Raw genomic sequence first — 19749 nt, 5'->3', positions numbered from 1 at the left:
CCGTGGTGCTCGTGGTTCTCGCGCCGTCGTCGGGTGTGGGTTCATCGCCGCCGCCCGGGCCGGTTGACCTCAAGCACCAGTTCGACCGCGTGGGTCGCGGTGTCCAGACCACCGGGCGCGGGGAGCGCCTCCTCCAGGACGGCGCCGCCTTCGGTGTGCCGGGACAGCCACTTGGCCAGGCACCGCAGGTGCAGTGCGTTGCCGAGGTCCACCAGGTGCGGTTTGGGGCGGTTCAGTCGGTTCAGGAAGTCGGTGGTGGCCCGCCCGGTGACGGCGCCGCCGACCGGGTGCAGGAAGAGCTGCTCGGGCAGGTCCAGCAGGGCCCGCCAGCGGACCGCGGCCGCGGCCGGCACCGGGTCGGAGCCGAGGTCGGCGCGCAGGGCCCGGACGACGTCGGGCGGCAGCAGCCAGCGCCTGCGGCGGAGCACCACGTGGCGGTGGAGCAGCCGGGGGGTCCGCGTCACGGGCCCGCCCGGCACGGTGACGGTGCGGCGGGGGACGAGCGCACCGAAGTCGACGGCGCCCTCGGGGTGGTCGGCCAGGTGGGCCCCGATGCGACGCGGCAGCAGTACGGGCGCGAGGAACCCCGGGTACAGCACGTCGAGGTGTTCCCCGGTGCTCCGCAGCCGCAGGCGCACCTGGTCGGTCGCCTCGTCGTGGACGAGGTCCAGGTCGCCCTCGCCGATCGAGGCCCGGCCCCGGTCGGGGCCGATCTCGTCCGGGACGAGCAGCGGGTGCAGGTTGGCGTTGAAGCCGCCGACGGGCCGGATCTGCGCGGCGCGGGCGCCGGGTCCCAGCCCGCGGCGGATCTGCCGGGACACCTCGGCGCCCGCGCGCGGATCGAGGGCGTCCAGGAACCGGCTGGTGAAGCGGCCCCACCCGCCGTACACGTGGTTCACGCACAACGGGCCCGGGCCGAGGTCGGCCGCGCGCGGACCCGGCTCCCGCTGGAGGAAGTACGCGTAACCGAGCGGACGTTCGACGCTCCAGGCGGGCAGCCGTCCACCGAGGCCGGCGACGAGGTGCCGGGGCAGTACGACATCGTCATCGCCGGCGGGGGCGCCCGCCGCGGGGTCCGCGACCGCCCGGACGACCTCCGCGCGAAGATCGGCGAGCGCGTCGGCGCCGGTGGGGAAGGTGGCCCGGTCCCCGGGGGCGAGCGCCGCGAGCCGCCCGGCCGTCTCCCAGGCGTCGGCCACCTCGGACCCGAACTCCCACGGGTGGCGGCAGGTGCCGCCGGATCCGTACCGTGCGACGAAGCGGTCGCGGACGATCCTGCGGAGCAGGTGCCCGAGGTCGAACAGCTCCGCGAGCGCGGTGACCTCGCCGAGCGCCTCGTGGTCGGCGTCGTCGAGGAAGCCGTCGACGGGCACCGCGTGGGGGGCGACCACGTCCTCGGACAGCACGTTCAGGGGCGCGGACACCGGCGGTACGGGACGACCCGCGTCGGCCAGCGTCGCCTTCCAGTCCCGGGACAGGTCGGTGAGCAGGGCGGGCCGTTCGGCGGCGGGCGCCGCCGCGAAGGCGGCCGTGACCCGGGCGAGTTCGTCGACGAGGTCGGCGCGGGCCGCGTCCTCGGGGTGCGTCGCGCCGAGCGTGCGGAGCCACGCCGAAAGGCGCTCCAGCGGGTCGCCGTCCTGCGGTGCGACCGGGTCGCCCGGCACCAGCAGCCCGGCCTGCGCCAGCCGGTCCAGGAAGGCCGAGGCGGCGGCGGTGCCGCCGTCGCCGGCCCCCTTCAGGGCGCCGGCCAGCAGTTCCGTCAGCCCGGCCAGCGGCACCGGGCTCTCGGCGTGCTCGGTGACCAGGTCCAGGGGGCCGCCGTAGGGCAGTTCGACCTCGTCCTCCTCGGCGACCAGGTAGCGGCCGCCGGCGAAGGCGGTCCGGTCGCGGGAGTACGCGGCCCGGCCGCCCTTGACCCGGGCGCTGCTGGTGATCCGGTGGGGGAGCGCCGTCCGGCGGTGCGGAGCGGTCAGGAGCGCGAGGGTGAGGGCGGTCGTCAGGGTGCGGTTGACCTTCACGACCGGGTGCAGGGGGTCCGTGAAGAGCGGTGCGGCGCCCCACGCGGCGGCGGGACGGTCCTGCCCGGAGCCGGACGACACCCCCCAGCCGACGGCGGTGAACCAGGACAGCGGGCTCGTCTTGGTACTGGCCCGCAAGGCGTAGCGCAGCACGGTGGGTTCCTCCTTGCGCGCCCTGCGGTCGAGCACACCGGTGCCGGCGCGTTCCACGGCCCGCAGCAGATCGGCGCTGGTGAGGGCGACGGCCTTGCCGAGGGCCGGTTCGCGACACAGGGCGGCCAGGGCCGCGCGCTCGCCGGTCAGCGCCTGGTCGGCGGCGTCGCCCAACTCGGCGAGGACGGCGCCCCGGCGGTCGCGCAGCGCGAGCCAGGACGCGAGCGGGGGCAGCCGGTCCGGCAGGTCGCCGAGGCGCTCCAGCAGGGCGGGGCGGGGCTCACGGCCGTTGTGCAGGGCCCGGCGCAGCGGAAGGACGACGTCGCGGTGGAAGTCCGCCGGATGTCCGTCGCGGCTGTCGTACAGGGCGTCGCAGAGCGGTGCGGTGATCCGCAGCAACCGCGTGTCGAGCCGGTGAAGATGGGCGAGCAGGGCACGGAACCGTGCGGCGGGCGGCTGCTGGGCCGGGTGGGCGAGCACGGTGGCGCGGACCAGCGCGTAGGGCGCGGAGCGCACCCGGTAGCCGTCGGCGCCGGCGTCCGTGTCGGCGGCCGACCGGCGCGGCTGCGACATGACGGTTCCCCTCCTGTCGGTGGTGACGCGGGCCTCCCGCCGTACGCGGTGTGCGCGGCGTACGGCGGGAGGCGTCACGACGTGTGCGGGTGTGCGGGTGGAACGGCTACAGCGTCGGGACCTCGGGTCGCTCCGGCTGGGCGCAGGATGACGAGCCCTGGCAGGAGCAGGAACCCCAGGAGGCCCCGCCCTCGGGCAGCGCCACGGTGTCCCTCATGGAGGTCACGGTGAGGTCGCCGAGGTCGAGGTCGAGGTCGTCGAGCGCGAAGCCGGGGGCGTGGGTGGCTCGGTCCATGGAGGTCTCCTTCGATCGGAAGGGCGACGGTCGACGCGCGACGGCCGTCGGGTGCGACGGGTCGACGGTCGACGGTCGGGGCGTGCGGCGGTCGGGTGCCCGCCGCGGGTGGCGCGCACCGGGGTCGGTGCGCGCCGGTCGTGAGGTGCCGTGGTGCGTGGTGCGTGGTGCGTGGTGCTAAAGCGTGTGGTGCGAAGGCGTGTGGTGCCGGACCCGTGATGTGAAGGCCGTCGGGTGAGGGCCGTCAGGTGAGGGCCGTGGTGCGAGGGCGCGCGGAGGTCAGCCCGCGAGTTCGCCCGCGTCCAGCGTCGGCTGGGCGCAGGAGGACGAGCCCTGGCAGGAACAGGAACCCCAGGACGCCCCGCCCTCGGGCAGCGCGACGGTGTCGCGCATCGAGGTGACGGTGAGGTCGCCGAGGTCGAGGTCGAGGTCCTGGAGGGCGAACTCGGGGGTGCGTGCGATGTCGGACATGCGTGTCTCCCGGAAGGTGGAGGTGATAGCCGAATGTGCCGTGACCGAACGCCCGGTCCACGGGGCGGTGTCACCCGGCCCCGAGGGTCTCCGGTGTTCGGTCCGGGCGGGCCCGCAGGCGACCGGTCCGCCGTCCCATGGCGGGGGACGGCGGTTCGATCTCCTGGATCCGGGCTCCGTCCGGCCGTTGACCGGCCAGGCATCCACGATCATCCACGGTGCTTCAGGACCGCTGGAGGGGAGATGCAGCCAATATCCCAGCCAACGGAAGCAGGTGCTCCGTCCGGTATCGGGCCTGTTCCGGGGGGAGTCGAAGAGCACGCCCACGGCGGGCGCGCACCACGCCGCCGGCCTCCGACGCGCTACACGTCCCGTACGTACGCCCCCGCCCGCGCGGCCACCGCCGCGGCCGTCGCGGCGCGGTCGGCGGCCGCCTCGTCCAGGGGCAGCGTCGTGGTCAGGAGGCGGTAGTAGAGGGGGGCGGACGCCGCGCGGACGACCTCGTGCGCGTCGGTGCCCTCGGGCACCTCGCCCCGGGCCGCGGCCTGCGCGACGCACGGCGCCCACTCCGCGACCCGGACGGCGTAGAAGCCGTGCAGGGCCTCCGCGGCCTTCGGGTCGCACGTCGCGGCCGCGATCACCGCCTTGAACAGGGCCCCTTGCCTCGGGTCGGCGAGCGTCCGCCCCACCAGTCGGGTGTTCGCCGTCAGGTCCCCGAGGAGCGATCCCGTTTCCGTACGGGGCACGGACTGCCGCGCCATGTCCGACAGGAGGTCGGTGACGAGGCCGGTGACGGTGCCCCAGCGGCGGTAGACGGTCGTCTTCCCGACCTCGGCACGGCGCGCGACGTCGGCGAGGTCCAGGTGGGCGAAGCCCCGCTCGACCAGGACGTCGCCGGCGGCGCGGAGCACCGCCTCCCGCACGCGCGCCGTGCGACCGCCCGGCCGGGTGGTTCCCGGCCCGGCCGCGGTGCCGGTTTCGCTCCCGGGCTCGGCCCCGGCCCCGCCCTCGGTCTCACCCTCGGGCTCGCCCTCCGCGAACGCCATAACGGGACTCCTGTTCCATTAATGAGCACGGCTTGTTACGCTGGCCCCATCTTAACGGAACTACGGGCCCATTAATCGGGCTCCGTGGACGAGAGGGGAAGCATCATGGAGTACAGGCGATTGGGTGCGTCCGGGCTCCAGGTGCCGGCCCTGAGCTTCGGCGCGGGCACCTTCGGCGGACGGGGACCGCTCTTCGGTGCCTGGGGCGACACGGGCGTGGAGGAGGCGCGTCGCCTCGTCGACATCTGCGTCGACGCCGGGATCACGATGTTCGACACGGCCGACGTGTACTCGGCCGGCGCCTCGGAGGAGGTGCTCGGAGCGGCCCTCAAGGGCCGCCGGGACAAGGTGCTCATCTCCACCAAGGCTGGCCTGCCCATGGGCGACGGGCCCGCGGACGCCGGCACCTCCCGTTCCCGCCTGATCACCTCGGTCGACGACGCCCTGCGCCGCCTCGACACCGACCACATCGACCTCTTCCAACTGCACGCCTTCGACGCCGGCGCCCCCGTCGAGGAGGTGCTGTCCACCCTGGACGACCTGGTCCGGGCCGGGAAGATCCGCTACACCGGAGTCTCCAACTTCTCCGGCTGGCAGACGATGAAGTCCCTCGCCACCGCCGAACGGCACGGCCGCCCGCGGTACGTCGCCCACCAGGTCTACTACTCCCTCGTCGGCCGCGACTACGAGTGGGAGCTGATGCCGCTCGGCCTCGACCAGGGGCTGGGCGCGATCGTCTGGAGCCCGCTCGGCTGGGGCCGGCTCACCGGCAGGATCCGCCGGGGCCGACCGCTACCCGCCGGCAGCAGGCTGCACGACACCGCCGACTACGGTCCGCCGGTCGACGACGAGCACCTGTACCGGGTGGTCGACGCCCTGGACGAGATCGAGGGGGAGACCGGCAGGGCCGTCCCGCAGATCGCCCTGCGGTGGCTGCTCCAGCGGCCGACCGTGTCCTCCGTCATCATCGGCGCCCGCAACGAGGAGCAACTGCGCCAGAACCTCGGCGCCGTGGGGTGGACCCTCACCCCCGACCAGATGGCCAGGCTCGACGCGGCGAGCGAGCGCCCCGCCCCCTACCCCCACTTCCCGTACCGGCGGCAGGAGGGCTTCGCCCGCCTCAACCCGCCGGCGGTCTGACGGCCCCACGCGCGTGCGGGCGCCGGGCCGCGCCGGCGGACATCCGTCGCCTCCCGGCACCTCACCCCACCCCCGGGCACCTCTCCCCGCCTCCCGGCACCTCACCGCCGCCACTCGCCGCCTGTGTGGTTCGTCGTAACGCCCGCGCGGCGGCGCCCGTCACGCGGGCGCAACACGCGCTTCCTACGGTGAGGGCCGCGGGAGGGACCCGCGCACCCCGGTGGCGTCCGGAGCTCCCGGCGCCACCCGGTGTTCCCGACGGGGGGCTCTTGTGGCCGATGCGGATGCGGCGACCAGCCGGGTACGGACGGTCTGCTCCTACTGCGGTGTCGGCTGCGGGATCGTGTTGGACCTCGCCCGCGGTCCCGACGGACGCCGGACGCCGGTGAAGGTCACCGGAGACCGGCAGCACCCGGCGAACTCCGGACGCCTGTGCACCAAGGGCGCCACCCATGTCGACATGACGGCGGCGCCCGGCCGACTGGAGACCGCGCTGATCCGCCGGGACCGCGGCTGCGAGCCCGCCCCCGCCGACGTGGACGCGGCCGTCACCGAGACGGCCCGCCGCCTGCGGGAGATCCTCGACGCGCACGGCCCCGACGCACTCGCGCTCTACGTCTCCGGCCAGATGTCCCTGGAGGCCCAGTACCTCGCGAACAAGCTCGCCAAGGGCTTCCTGCGCACCAGCCGCATCGAGTCCAACTCCCGGCTGTGCATGGCGAGCGCCGGCAGCGGCTACAAGTCCTCGCTGGGCGCCGACGGGCCGCCGGGCTCGTACGAGGACTTCGAGCAGGCCGACGCGTTCCTCGTCATCGGCGCCAACATGGCCGACTGCCACCCCATCCTCTTTCTGCGCATGATGGACCGCGTCAAGTCCGCCGGCGCCCGACTCATCGTCGTCGACCCCCGGCGCAACGCCACCGCCGACAAGGCCGACCTGTTCCTCCAGATCAGGCCGGGCACCGATCTGGCCCTCCTCAACGGCCTGCTGCACCTGCTCGTCGAGAACGGCCGGACCGATCCCGAGTTCATCGCCGCCCACACCGAGGGCTGGGAGGCCATGCCCGCCTTCCTGGCCGACTACCCGCCCGACAAGGTCTCCGAGATCACCGGCATACCCGAGGCCGACATCCGCCTCGCCGCCCGCTGGATCGGCGAGGCGGGGGAGTGGACGAGCTGCTGGACCATGGGGCTGAACCAGTCCACCCACGGCACGTGGAACACCAACGCCCTGGTCAACCTGCACCTGGCCACCGGCGCGATCTGCCGCCCCGGCAGCGGCCCCTTCTCCCTCACCGGCCAGCCCAACGCCATGGGCGGTCGCGAGATGGGCTACATGGGGCCCGGCCTGCCCGGGCAACGCTCCGTCCTGGTCGACGAGGACCGGGCTTTCACCGAGGACCTGTGGGGCGTGCCGCGGGGCACCCTGCGCACCGACGTCGGGCGCGGCACCGTGGAGATGTTCGAGGAGATGGCCGCCGGCGCGATCAAGGCGTGCTGGATCATCTGCACCAACCCGGTCGCCTCGGTCGCCAACCGCAGCACGGTGATCAAGGCCCTGGAAACGGCGGAACTGGTCATCACCCAGGACGTGTTCGCGGAGACCGAGACGAACGCCTACGCCGACATCGCGCTCCCCGCCACCCTGTGGGCGGAGGCCGACGGGGTGATGATCAACTCGGAGCGCAACCTCACCCTGGTCCAGGGGGCCGCCGATCCGCCCGGCCAGGCCGTCCCCGACTGGCAATTGATCGCCCGGATCGCCTGCGAGATGGGCTTCGCCGACGCGTTCACGTACACCTGCGCCGAGGAGGTGTTCGAGGAGCTGCGGCAGGCCTGGAACCCACAGACCGGCTGGGACCTGCGCGGCGTCACCTACGAACGGCTGCGCTCCACCCCCGTGCAGTGGCCGGCGGCCCCCGGCGGCCCCGACCGAAATCCGATCCGCTACCTCAACGACGGCGTCAGCCAGACCCTGGTCGAGCGCCCGGACGGCACCCGCCCCCGCCTGGTGTTCCCGACCGCCACCGGCCGGGCCGTCTTCCACGCCCGCCCGCACCTGCCCGCCGCCGAACTGCCCGACGACGACTATCCGTTCGTCCTCAACACCGGGCGCCTCCAGCACCAGTGGCACACCCTGACCAAGACGGGCCGGGTCGCCAAGCTGAACAAGCTCAACCCCGGACCGTTCGTCGAGATCCACCCGCAGGACGCCGCCTCCCTCGGCATCACCGACGGCGACGGCGTGGAGGTGGCCTCCCGGCGCGGCCGGGCGGTGCTGCCGGCCGTCGTCACCGACCGGGTCCGGCCGGGGAACTGCTTCGCCCCCTTCCACTGGAACGACCTGTTCGGCGAATACCTCGGCGTCAACGCCGTCACCAACGACGCCGTCGACCCGATCTCCTTCCAACCCGAGTTCAAGGCCTGCGCGGTGACCCTGACCAGGACCCGGGCCCCGCTGCCCGCCACGCCCCCGGCCCTTCCCGGGGCCGCCGCGACGGCCGCCCCCGACGCGGTCCCCGTGCCCGCCCTGGCGGCGCTGTTCGGCCCGGGCGACCTCGCCCCACCGGTCCTCACCGACCACGAACGCCGCTACCTCGCCGGTTTCCTCACCGGACTCGCCGCCGCACCCCCCGACACGGGCGTGCCGACGCTCCCCGCGGACGCCCCGTTCGAGGCCGCTCACGCGCTCTGGATCGACGGCGTGCTCGCCGGGACGTACTCCCGCGCGCGGCCGGCGCCGCCCGAGCGGTCGCCCGTACCGCCGCAGACCGCACCGGCCGGGGCGACGGACCCCTCCGCCCCCGACACCCCCGCCCGGCGGATCGTGGTCCTGTGGGCCTCCCAGACGGGCAACGCCGAAGACCTCGCCACCACCATCGGCGACCGACTCGCCGCGGACGGGCACCCGGCGGCCGTCCACGACATGGCGGACCGCACGCCGCTCTCCCTGACCCCCGGCACCGACCTGCTGGTCGTCACCAGCACGTTCGGCGACGGCGACGCCCCCGACAACGGCGCCGGGTTCTGGGACGCGCTCGGCGACCTCGACGCCCCCGCGTTCGAGGACGTCCGGTACGCCGTCCTGGCCCTCGGCGACTCCCAGTACGACGCCTTCTGCGGCCACGGCCGCCGCCTCGACCGGCGCCTCGACGAACTCGGGGCCGTACGCCTCCTGCCCCGGGTGGACTGCGAGCCCGACTACGAGGAACCGGCCCGGCAATGGCTGGAGCGGGTTCGCGCCGCCCTGACCGGCGCCCCGCACCCCACGCCCGCCGGCCCCGAGCCGGCGCCCGCTCCCGCGTCCCCGGCCGGCGCGCGTCCCGCGAGCAAGGACGTCACGCACCTCGCCCGGCTGTCCGGCAACCGGCTGCTGAGCCTGCCCGGCGCCGCGAAGGAGATCCGCCGGTTCACCTTCGACCTGGGCGAGGACGGCCCCGCGTACGAGGCCGGCGACGCCCTCGGGGTCCAGCCCGTCAACTGCCCCGACCTGGTGACGCAATGGCTGGCCGCCACCGGCCTGTCCCCGGACGCCGAGGTCGCCGTCCAGGGCCGCGACCCGATGCCGCTCGCCGAGGCCCTCCACCGGCACCTGGACATCACGCGCGTCACCACCGACCTGCTGCGCCTCATCACCGAGCACACCGGCGACCGCACCCTCAAGCACCTGACGCGCCCCGACAACAAGGACGGCCTCGCCCGCTGGGCCTGGGGGCGACAGCCCGTCGACGTACTGACCGAGTTCCCGGTCCGACTCGGCGCCCAGGAGTGGGTCGACCGCCTCAAACCGCTCCGGCCCCGGCTCTACTCGATCTCCTCCAGCCCCCTCGTCGACCCGCGCGAGGTCAGCCTGACCGTGTCCGTCCTGCGCTACGAGGGACCGCGCGGGCACCGCCGCAAAGGCGTCGCCTCCGGCTTCCTCGCGGACGCCGGACCGGGCACCCCCGTACCGCTGTTCGTCCGACGCTCGGCGAACTTCCGGCCGCCCGCGAGCCCGGACACCCCGGCCGTCATGGTCGGCCCCGGCACCGGCATCGCCCCGTTCATGGGCTTCCTCGAACACCGCCGCGCCCTCGGCCACCCGGGCGCCAACTGGCTGTTCTTCGGCGAACAGCGCCGCGCCACCGACTTCTCGTACCGCGCCGAACTGGAGGAACTCCACCGGCACGGCACCCTCAGCCGCCTCGACCTCGCCTTCTCCCGCGACCAGCGGACCAAGGTCTACGTCCAGGACCGCATGCGCGAGCACGGCGCCCAACTGTGGTCCTGGCTCCAGGACGGCGCCCACTTCTACGTGTGCGGCGACGCGAGCCGCATGGCCAAGGACGTGGACCGGGCCCTGCGCGACGTGGCCGTGACCCACGGCGGGCTCAGCGCCGACGAGGCGGCCGCGTACCTGAAGCAGCTCGCCGCGGACAGGCGCTACGCACGCGACGTCTACTGATCCGGCCCCGGCGCCGGCCGGCCGTTCGGGCGTGTCACCATCGAACCGCCGGAAGGGGGGCGGATGAGGGAGCACGGCGAGCTGTCCGCGTGCGCGATCGCCCGCGAGGTCAACGCCGGTCGGCTGTCCGCGCGCGAGGCGACGGCGGACGCCCTGGCCCGGATCGCCCGCGACGACACCGGGCTGCGGGCCTTCACCGCACTGTGGCCGCGCGAGGCCGCCGAGCACGCGGCGCAGGTCGACCGCCGGGTACGGGAGGGAGGCCGGCTCCCGCTGGCCGGCGTGCCCCTGGCGGTCAAGGACACCGAGGGGCCCGGCTCGCTCCAGAGCGCCCGGCTGATCGCGGCGGGCTGCGTACCCGTGGGCGCCACCTCCACCCCCGGCCCCGGCACCCGCTGGCAGACCTGGGGCGCCACCGACCGCGGCGTGACCCTCAACCCCCTCGACCCGCGCTGGAGTCCGGGCGGCTCCAGCGCGGGATCGGCCGTCGCGGTCGCCGCCGGGATGGTGCCCCTGGCCACCGGAAGCGACGGGGCGGGATCCGTGCGCATCCCGGCGGCCTGGTGCGGGGTCATCGGACTCAAGCCCACCAACGGCCTCGTGCCCGCCCGCGACCGCGCCGGCCTCAACATCGCCGGTCCGTTGGCCCGGCACGCGGCGGACGCCGCCGTGTACCTGGACGCGCTCACCGCGACGACCACCACGTCCCGCGACCTCGCGGCCCCCACGCGGCCGCTGCGCACGGCGTGGTCCCCGGACCTGGGATTCGCCGCGACCCGGCCCGACATCGCGGAGCGCGCCCGGGTCTTCCTCCACGACCTGTCCCGCGCCGGGGCGACCGAGCCGGTCGACGTACCGGTGCTCCTCGTCGATCCCGCCGCGTGCTGGCGGAGCCTGCGCGGACACACCCCGGCGGACACGGAACGCGTCGTCCGGACCCGGGCCGCGCTCGACCGGGCGCTGGACCGCGTCTTCGCGCAGGTCGACCTCCTGGCCACCCCCACCACCCCCAATGCCCCGCACGGCCACGACGGCCCGGGAGAAACCCTGAGCGTGGCGCTGACCTGGGCGTTCAACATCAGCGGTCATCCCGCCATCAGCATCCCCGCCGGCCTCACCCCCGCCGGCGAGCCCGTCGGACTCCACCTGGTGGCCCGCCGCGGCCGGGAGGCGGACCTCCTCTCCGTCGCCGCCGCGGCCGAGAACCCGGGGCGCGCGGCCTTCTGAGACGCCGGGGTTCCGGATCAGTCGTACGCCCCGATGGTGTCGCGGGCCGCGACGCGGAAGTCGCTCTCCCGGTGAGAACCTCGCCACACCCCACCTCATGGTCGAAGCCTGCATTCACGGGCCACAAAGGCCCCGGATCGGCTCTCGCGGCAGCCTCGACGCCGTTTCTCCCGCGCTGCCAATTCGGCCAGGCGGGCCGGAAGTCCACTGTGCACCCCGGTCGTACGCGCCATCGATTTGGCGGTGCGTTCCGCGTGTTCCATGATGTGAGACGGGATCAGGTGCGGCTCGCACCTTCGAACTACAGGCCACGCGTGCATTGTTGATGAATCAACAGATGGGGTCGGGGGACCGTCACGCCGTGGAAGCCGCCTGTTTCCTTTCTCTTTCAACTTCGTCTTCCAGGTAAAGGCAGCATGCCCGTCCAGCGGTTTTCCGACCTCGTGCGTTTCGCCCGAGACTGCTCTCCCTTCTACGCCGACCTCTACGCAGACCTGCCGCCCGAGGTGAACAGCCTCACCGATCTGCCCGTGGTGGATCAGAACGCGTTCTGGGCCGCCAACACCCTGACCGACAACCGGGTGCTGACCGCCCCGCTGGCCGAAGCCGTCGTGTACAAGACGGGCGGCACCACCGGCACCCCGCGCTTCTCCTGCTACACCCGGGAGGAGTGGAGCGAGTTCGTCACGGCGTTCGGCGCAGGCCTCGTCGACGCGGGCCTGCGCCCCGGTCACCGGGTGGCCGACCTGTTCTACGCCGGTGAGCTGTACGCGAGCTTCCTTTTCGTCCTCGACTCCCTCGCCCACGCCCCCGTCGCCAACGTCCGCCTGCCCATCGGAGGCGGGGCGCCCCTGGAGTCGACGGTCTCCGCCCTCCAGGACTTCGGCGCCCATGTCGTTGCCGGCACGCCGACCACCCTGTGCCGGCTCGCCGAGCACCTGACGTCGACGGGCCGCCGACTCCCGCAGGTGGAACTCCTGTTCTTCGGGGGCGAGGCGCTCTTCTCCGACCAGCGCCGGCTCCTCGCGGGCGCCTTCCCCAACGCCGTGCCCCGCTCGCTCGGCTACGCCAGCGTCGACGGCGGCCTTCTGGGCCGGCCCGTCGCCGGCCCGGACACGCGCACGCACCGGCCCTTCACCCCGCACACCGTCGTGGAGATCCTCGACGAGACGACCGACGAACCCATCCGCGAGGCCGGCCGGCCCGGCCGCGTCGTCGTCACCCAACTCTTCCGCCGCCTCATGCCCGTCATCCGCTACCCCGCCGGCGACCGCGCCGAGTGGACCGACACCGAGGGCGGGACGTTCCGCATCCTGGGCCGCGCCGAGGAAGGCGTACGCGTCGGGCCCGTCTCGCTGTACTGGGACGACGCCACGAACGCCGTCGCCGAAGCCGACACCGAAGGCCTCGTCACGGGCACACAGCTCGTCGTACGCCGCCGGGAGGGCCGCGACGGCCTGACCCTGCGGCTGGCCACCGCCCCCGACCACGACCCGGGCACGCTGGACCTCCTGGCCGAGGCGGTCATCGAGGGACTGAACACCGCCCGGCCGCTCTACCCCGACAGCGTCGCCGCGGGATTCGTCCACCCCCTCGGCGTCGAGTGGACCCGTCACCGCGACCTCGTCGTCAACTCCCGCTCCGGCAAACTCGTCCGCGTCCTCGACGAGAGGCCGACCGCATGAGCACCCCCACGGCGGCCCCCGGCCGCCGGCTCCCGCTCGTCCTGCGCAACCGCGCCTTCGGGACGGTATGGACGGCCCAGGTGCTCACCCAGGCCGGAACGCGCATGTTCCAGGTCGGCACCTCCTGGTGGCTCATCGCCCACGTGGCCTCCGGCGACGGTGGTTTCGCCGCCGGCATGCTCATGGCACTCAGCACCCTGCCCGCGGTGGCCCTGGCCCCGCTCGTCGCCCGTGCCATCGCCCGCCGCTCCCACCGCTCCGTGCTGCGCGGCGCGGCCGCCGGCGCGGGGACGGCCGCCGCGGCACTCGCCGGCTGGGCCGCCGCGACCGACCTGCCCGTCGTCGCGATCTACGCGGCGGCCCTGGTCCTGGCGACCTGCCAGGCCTTCTTCGACCCGTGCCTGACCACCTCCGTGCCCGAACTCGTCGACGACGAGGACATCGAGGCGGCGACCGGGTTCGAACTGTCCACCCAGTCCCTCGCGAGCCTGGGCGGCGCCCTGCTCGGCGCCCTCGTCGTGGACGGGGCCGGGGTGGCCGGGCTCGCGGCGGGCTGCGCCCTCGCCTACGGCACGGCAGCCGTGCTCATCACGACCGTCCGCTTCCGCACCCCGGCCGACGGCGCCCGGGTGCACGGCGCCCCGACCTCCGTCGAAGGGCCCGACGCCGCCGCCGACGTCGATCCCGCCCCCCGACGGACGCTGCGTCGGGTCCTGGGCAAACTGCCGTACGTCCGCGCCATCCTGCTCTGCTTCACCGCGGCCAACCTCTTCACCACCGCCGTCTTCGTCGTCATGCCGCTGTACACCGCCACGGTGCTCCACGGCGACGGCGCCACCGTCTCCCTCCTGGAGGCGTCCCTCGGCCTGGGCACGCTCATCGGCTCCTTCACCGGCGCCCAGGTGCCCGGCCGCCCCACGGTGATCGGCGCCGCCTGCCTGGGCGCGATGGCCCTCGCCCTCGCCGTCCCCGGCCTGATCGCCACCCGGCCCGTCATCGCCGGCGCCCTCCTGGTGACGGGCTGGTGCGTCGGGGTGATCGGCGTCCGCTTCGTGGCCCTGTTCCAGCGCCTGGTTCCGGCCGCCGACAAGCCCGCCTTCTTCGCCGTCATGCAGGCCGTGCTCGGAGCGACCTTCCCGGTCGCCTCGTTGCTCTTCGGACTGCTGGGCGACCACCTCTCCGCGCGGACGCTGTGCCTGATCCAGGCGGCCGGCCTGGTGCCCGCCGCCCTCGCCCTGCTCCTGCTGCCCGGGCGCCACCGCACGGCGGACGGCCCCCGCGCCGAAGCCGAAGCCGATGCCGGAGCCGAAGCCGAGGCCGAGGCCGGTGCTGCCGGACCCGATGCCGGTGCCGATGCCGGTGCCGGAGCCGACGCCGACGCCGAAGCCGGAGCCGGAGCCGGAGCCGAAGCCGAGGCCGGTGCCGGTGCCGGTGCCGGTGCCGGTGCCGGTGCCGATGCCGATGCCGGTGCCGATGCCGATGCCGATGCCGCCGGACCCGACGCCGGTGCCGGTGCCGCCGGACCCGACGCCGGACCCGACGTCGACGCCGGACCCGGCGCGCACCCGGCGCCGGCTTCCGCATCCTCCGCCGGGGGCACCCGATGAGCGCCGTCGTCGAGCAGGCCGCGCCGACGGACATCGCCGACCTCCGCCAGCTCTACTACGCCGTCTACGGGCCGCACTACCCCACGGCGTTGGGCACCGACCCCGCCGAGATGTCCCGGCTCATCCGCGACCCGCACACCTTCTGGCTCGTCGCCCGCTGCCCGCGTACCGGCGCCCTCGCCGGATCGGCCGCGATCCACGGCGAGGCGGGCACCCGCATCGGCCGCCTCGAAGGGCTCGCCGTCCACCCGGACCAGCGCGGCACGGGGCTCGCCGGGCGGCTGACCGAGGCGCTGTGCTCCGCCACCCTCGACGCGGGGACCCTCGACTCGGTGTACGCCACCGTCCGCACCGTCAGCGCCGGACCCCAACGGGTCGTCGCCCGGCACGGGTTCCGCCCGCTCGGCATCCTGCCCAACGCGGTCGACCTCGGCAGCCGGGAGAGCCTCGCGCTCTACGCGCGTCACTCGCCGGGGGTGTTGGACCGCCGGGTCCCCGTCGCCGAGGTGCCCGCCCTCCTGGCGCCGCTCCTGCGCACCGCCGGGGCGAGCCTCGGCATCAGCTACGCGGACGCCCGGCCCACGGCGCCGGCCCCGTTGCCCGCCGGGCCGGCGGCCGCGCCCCTGGAGGTGATCGAGGCGCCGGCGTTCGTCCGCCGCCGCTTCCACGCGCACTTCCCCGACGGCGGCCGCTGGTTCTACCCGCTGCACACGCCGAACATCCTGCTCACCCCCGCCGACGGCGACTTCGAGGTGTACGCCTACCTCAACCGCACCGGGGGCTACTGCGCCCTGGTCGCCGCCCACCCCGACCCGGCCGCCGCCGCGGGGTGGCTGGAGCCGGTCACCCGTACCCTCACCCGCGCGGGCGCCGGCTACGTCGAGGCGCTCGTCCCCCTCGAACACCACGCCGCGCTGTCCGCCTTCGCCGCCCAGGGCTTCATCGCCGGGGCCGTGTACCCGGCCATGCGCCGGGACGGGGACGGCTTCCACGACTACGTGGTGATGTCCCGCACCACCGAGCACATCGACTTCCGCGGCGTGGTCGTCGACCCGCCCCTCCAACCCTTCCTCGATTCCTATGTGTCGGCCTGGGCGTCGGCGCATCTGCCCTCACGTGAGGTCGCCCCATGACCGGCTCGAACCCCCATCTCGCCCCCGTCGACGTCCCCGACGGGGCCGCCCTCGCCCGACTCCAACAGCTCTGCGACCTGAGCGATCCCTACACCTGCGGTCCCGCGGAGGAGGAGCTGTTCACCGCGGCCATGGCGGAGATCAACGCCTGGCACCGGGACCGGTCCCCGTTCTTCCGCGACCTCCAGGACGCCGACCTCCGGGACGCCGCCGCACAGGACACCCACGCACAGGACACCGACGCGCAGGACACCGACGCACCGGGCACCCCGTACGCGGCGCCCCTGGTGCACGCGAACTTCTTCAAGCGCCACGAGGTCCTGTCCATCCCCCGCGACGAGGTCCACCTGCACCTGACCTCCTCCGGCACCACCGGGCAGAAGTCGCAGATGTTCTTCGACGAGTGGACGATCCGCTCCGCCCAGCGCATGGTCGCCCGCATCTTCGACCACAACGGCTGGATCACCCCCGACCAGCCGGTCAACTACCTGCTCTACAGCTACGAGCCCGCCCGCGACCTCAACCTGGGCACCTCGTTCACCGACAACTACCTGTGCGACTTCGCCCCGGCCCGGCAGGTCGAGTACGCCCTGCGCGACACCGGCAACGGCCACGAGTTCGACCCCTTCGGCTGCGTCGCCGCCCTGCGCCGCTTCGCCGAGGACGAGATCCCGGTCCGCATCCTCGGCTTTCCCGCGTTCCTCTGGTTCACCCTGGAACGGATGCGGGCCATGGGCCTGCCGCCGCTGCGCCTGCCCGAGGGCTCCCTGATCATCCTCGGCGGCGGCTGGAAGGGGCACGCCGACCGCCGGATCGGCAAGGACGAGCTGTACGCCCGTGTCACCGAACAACTGGGCGTGCCGTCCGAGCGGATCCGCGACACCTTCGGCTCCGTCGAGCACTGCGTCCCGTACATCGAGTGCGCGCGGCACAACCTCCACGCACCCGTCTGGTCCCGCGTCTTCATCCGTTCCACCCGCACCCTCGAACCCCTCCCGTACGGCGAACGCGGCTACCTCCACCTGGTGTCCCCGTACATCACCTCCGTGCCGGCGCAGAGCGTCGTCATGGGCGACCTCGCCTCGCTCCACCCGGGCGAGGAGTGCGGCTGCGAGCTGACCACCCCGTGGTTCACCCTCCACGGTCGCGCCGGAGTCAGCCGCAACCGCAGCTGCGCCGTGGCCGCCGCCGAACTCATGAAGGGACTGTCATGACCGACACCATCAACCACCACTACTGGCAGGGCGCCTTCATCGGCGACGACGAGGCCGCCGAGCGACTGGCCGCGCTGCCCGCCACCGTCGAGGCCGCACTCGCCGAGCCCCTCGACACCGAGACCGTCCTCGCGGCCTGCGACGCCCTCGCGCAGGCCCTGCGCGATCCCGACCACCCCGTCCGGGACCGGCTGGTCCCCCACCTCCCCGCGGGCGACGCCGCCGACGCCGAGGAGCTGTACGCCGAACTCGCCGCCTTCCTCGACCGGGGCGCCCTCACCCGCAAGCTCCGCCGCGAACTGGGCGGCGCCGCCCCGCAGCGGCTGAACCGCCCCGACGCCAAGGAGACGGTCTACGAGGCCTGGGCGCCCGTGGGCCTGGTCGCCCACATAGCCCCCGGCAACGCCGCCACCGTCGCCCCGCTCAGCCTGATCGAGGGACTCCTCGCCGGCAACGTGAACGTCCTGAAGACCAGCGGCACCGACACCCTCCTCGCCCCGCACCTCCTCGCCGAACTCGTCGCACACGACCCGACCGGCGCCCTCGCCGAACGCGTCATCGTGCTGCGCTTCCCCTCCTCCCGCCAGGACTGGCTGCGCCTGATGTGCGCCCCCGCCGACGCCGTCGCGGTCTGGGGAGGCGAGTCCGCCGTGGCCGGCGTCGCCGCGCACGTGCCGGCCGGCTGCCGGCTCGTCGAATGGGGACACAAGATCTCCTTCGCCTACCTCACACGGGACGCCTGGGCCGACGGGGCGACCCTGGACGCCCTGGCCGAGGACGTCTGCCTGTTCGAGCAGCAGGCCTGCTCCAGCCCCCAGGTCGTCTACCTCGACACCGAGGACACCGGCGAACTCCACGCGTTCTGCGACCGGCTCGCCGCGGCCCTCGCCGCCCGACCGGCACCCGCCGACCGGGAACTCGACCCGGCCGAGTACGCGGAGCTGACCACGACCGAGCACCTCGCCCGCCTGGAGGAGCACCTCGGCTTCACCCGCGTCCTCGCCGCCCCCGACCGCACGTGGCGCGTCATGGCCGACATCCGCCCGGCCCTCACGGCCTCCCCGCTGCACCGCAGCGTCTGGGTCAAGCCGCTGCCCCGCAAGCACCTCATGGCGACGCTGCGCCCCATGCGCTGCTACCTCCAGACCGCCGGCCTCGCCGGCAGCCGCACCGACATCGCGGAACTCTCCGCCCTGGTCCTGGCCGCGGGAGCCACCCGGGTCACGCCCGTCGGCGCCATGACCGCCGGCTACTCCGGGGAACCGCACGACGGCGTCTACGCCCTCCAGCGCTACAGCCGCCGCGTCTCGGTCCAGGCCGACGAACGCTTCGCCGCGACCGCCTGCCTCGACGACCTGGCCCGCCCGGTCGACTTCCCCCGCCCCTCCGGGCCCCTGCTGGACAAGACCGCCGTCCGGGACCTCAACCGCGGCGTCGACCGCGCCGACGCCGAGCTGTACTTCCGCAGCGGGGGCAGCACCGGCGCGCCCGCCCTGTCGCTGTTCACGTACGAGGACTACGACACGCAGATGCGGGCCGCCGCCCGCGGCCTGCTCGCCGCCGGCCACGACCCGGCGCGCGACCGCACCGCCAACCTCTTCTACTGCGGCGGCATGTACGGCGGGTTCATCAGCTTCTTCTCCATCCTGGAGCGCCTGGGCGGCGTCCAGATGCCGATGGCCGCGGGCCCCGACCACCGGGCCACCGCGGAGATGATCGTCGCGTACGAGGTGGACACCCTCTTCGGGATGCCCTCCTACCTGTGGCAGCTCCTGCACGAGGAGGCGGACCTCCTGCGCTCCTACGGCGGCCTCCGCAAGATCTACTACGGCGGCGAGCACTTCACCGACGAACAGCGCCGCACCCTCACCGAGACGTTCGGCATCGAGGTCGTCCACTCCATCACCTACGGCAGCACCGACCTCGGCCCCCTCGGCTACCAGTGCACGCGCAGCACCGGCGGCGTCCACCACCTGCACGCCGACCTCCACACCCTGGAGATCGTCGAGGTCGACGCGGACCGCCCGGTGGCACCGGGGGAGACCGGCCGGCTCGTCTTCACCACCCGTGCCCGCCGCGGCCAGCACCTCGACCGGTACGTCATCGGCGACCTCGGACGGGCCCTGCCCGGGCGCTGCCCCTGCGGCAGTCACGCCCCGCGCTTCGAACTGCTCGGGCGACTGGGCGAGGTGATGCGCGTGGCGACGTACTTCCTGAACCACCGCCGCTTCGTCGCCATCGCGGCGGAGCGCCTGCGCTACAGCGGCGAGATGCAGACCGTCCTGACCAGCGGGCCCACCCGCGAGGCCGTCACCCTGCGGATGGAGCGCTCCCACGCGCCCGACCCGGACACTGCGCGTGACGCCTTCCTCGCCGACTACCCGGAGGTGCGTTCGGCGGTCGCGGAGAAGCTGCTCGACTTCACGGTCGAGACGGTCGAGGGAGCCGCGCTGTTCCGCACGCCGACGAGCGGCAAGCTGCCGGCGGTCGTGGACCGCAGGCGCGGACAGCAGCCGCCGGACGGGCTCGCCTGACCGCCGCCCCCGCCGCCCAGGCCGTCGTCCCCGCCCCCGGCCCGCCCCCGCCCCGCCCCCGGGGACGGCGCCGGGGCGCCCGAAGGTCGCCACGCGTGGGTGGCCGCTTCGGCGGCTGATCTATATTGGTCGGGCTGTCCGCCCGTTCCGCAGGCCACCCCGGGCCGTCTCCGCGGCGGACGCACGCGGTGGCTTCGGATCCGTCGCCC

General features: G+C 74.3%; 12 protein-coding genes. 8 read left to right on the top strand and 4 right to left on the bottom strand.

Going from position 1 to position 19749, the window contains the following annotated elements; translation table 11 throughout:
• Window positions 1-41: 41 nt before the first annotated feature.
• The 4 genes from ACIRO3_RS24430 to ACIRO3_RS24415 all read right to left on the bottom strand — a co-directional run bounded on the left by ACIRO3_RS24430 (window position 42) and on the right by ACIRO3_RS24415 (window position 4556).
• The gene (locus ACIRO3_RS24430) at window positions 42-2744 is read right to left on the bottom strand and encodes a lantibiotic dehydratase (RefSeq protein WP_404140190.1); all 2703 of its coding nucleotides are present in this window, start codon (window positions 2742-2744) and stop codon (window positions 42-44) included.
• A gap of 106 nt (window positions 2745-2850) precedes the next feature.
• Window positions 2851-3039, bottom strand: a complete 189-nt coding sequence (locus ACIRO3_RS24425) for a thiazolylpeptide-type bacteriocin (RefSeq protein ID WP_404140187.1) — start codon at window positions 3037-3039, stop codon at window positions 2851-2853.
• Window positions 3040-3318: 279 nt separating this feature from the next.
• Window positions 3319-3510 (bottom strand): thiazolylpeptide-type bacteriocin, encoded by a 192-nt coding sequence (locus ACIRO3_RS24420; RefSeq protein WP_053684594.1) that lies wholly within the window; start codon window positions 3508-3510, stop codon window positions 3319-3321.
• Between the two features lie 362 nt (window positions 3511-3872).
• Window positions 3873-4556 (bottom strand): TetR/AcrR family transcriptional regulator C-terminal ligand-binding domain-containing protein, encoded by a 684-nt coding sequence (locus tag ACIRO3_RS24415; protein WP_404140184.1) that lies wholly within the window; start codon window positions 4554-4556, stop codon window positions 3873-3875.
• A gap of 105 nt (window positions 4557-4661) precedes the next feature.
• On the opposite strand from ACIRO3_RS24415, the gene ACIRO3_RS24410 reads away from it, so the two are divergent.
• From ACIRO3_RS24410 to ACIRO3_RS24375, 8 genes are all read left to right on the top strand, one after another.
• On the top strand, window positions 4662-5696 hold the full coding sequence (locus ACIRO3_RS24410; RefSeq protein WP_404140178.1) for an aldo/keto reductase: 1035 nt from the start codon (window positions 4662-4664) through the stop codon (window positions 5694-5696).
• A gap of 271 nt (window positions 5697-5967) precedes the next feature.
• A complete protein-coding gene (locus tag ACIRO3_RS24405) occupies window positions 5968-10140 on the top strand; it encodes a molybdopterin-dependent oxidoreductase (protein WP_404140175.1) in 4173 nt (1390 codons plus the stop codon).
• Window positions 10141-10203: 63 nt separating this feature from the next.
• Window positions 10204-11367: an amidase gene (locus tag ACIRO3_RS24400; RefSeq protein WP_404140172.1), complete on the top strand. Its 1164-nt coding sequence runs from the start codon at window positions 10204-10206 to the stop codon at window positions 11365-11367.
• Window positions 11368-11783: 416 nt separating this feature from the next.
• Window positions 11784-13052 (top strand): phenylacetate--CoA ligase family protein, encoded by a 1269-nt coding sequence (locus ACIRO3_RS24395; RefSeq protein WP_361781186.1) that lies wholly within the window; start codon window positions 11784-11786, stop codon window positions 13050-13052.
• Window positions 13049-14659, top strand: a complete 1611-nt coding sequence (locus ACIRO3_RS24390; protein WP_404140169.1) for an MFS transporter — start codon at window positions 13049-13051, stop codon at window positions 14657-14659. Before ACIRO3_RS24395 ends, ACIRO3_RS24390 begins: the two co-directional genes overlap by 4 nt.
• Window positions 14656-15792: a GNAT family N-acetyltransferase gene (locus ACIRO3_RS24385; RefSeq protein ID WP_404140166.1), complete on the top strand. Its 1137-nt coding sequence runs from the start codon at window positions 14656-14658 to the stop codon at window positions 15790-15792. The genes ACIRO3_RS24390 and ACIRO3_RS24385 overlap by 4 nt, the downstream gene beginning before the upstream one ends.
• Window positions 15789-17006, top strand: a complete 1218-nt coding sequence (locus tag ACIRO3_RS24380; RefSeq protein WP_404140163.1) for an acyl-protein synthase — start codon at window positions 15789-15791, stop codon at window positions 17004-17006. The genes ACIRO3_RS24385 and ACIRO3_RS24380 overlap by 4 nt, the downstream gene beginning before the upstream one ends.
• Entirely contained in the window at window positions 17003-19540 is a 2538-nt protein-coding gene (locus tag ACIRO3_RS24375) for an acyl-CoA reductase (RefSeq protein ID WP_404140161.1), read from the top strand. Before ACIRO3_RS24380 ends, ACIRO3_RS24375 begins: the two co-directional genes overlap by 4 nt.
• The last annotated feature ends 209 nt before the right edge of the window (window positions 19541-19749 follow it).

The organism is Streptomyces sp. NPDC102278 (genome assembly GCF_044766345.1).
Lineage (GTDB): Bacteria > Actinomycetota > Actinomycetes > Streptomycetales > Streptomycetaceae > Streptomyces.
Note: the sequence above shows the minus strand (reverse complement) of the source record. Positions and strands in the feature narration are given on the sequence as shown.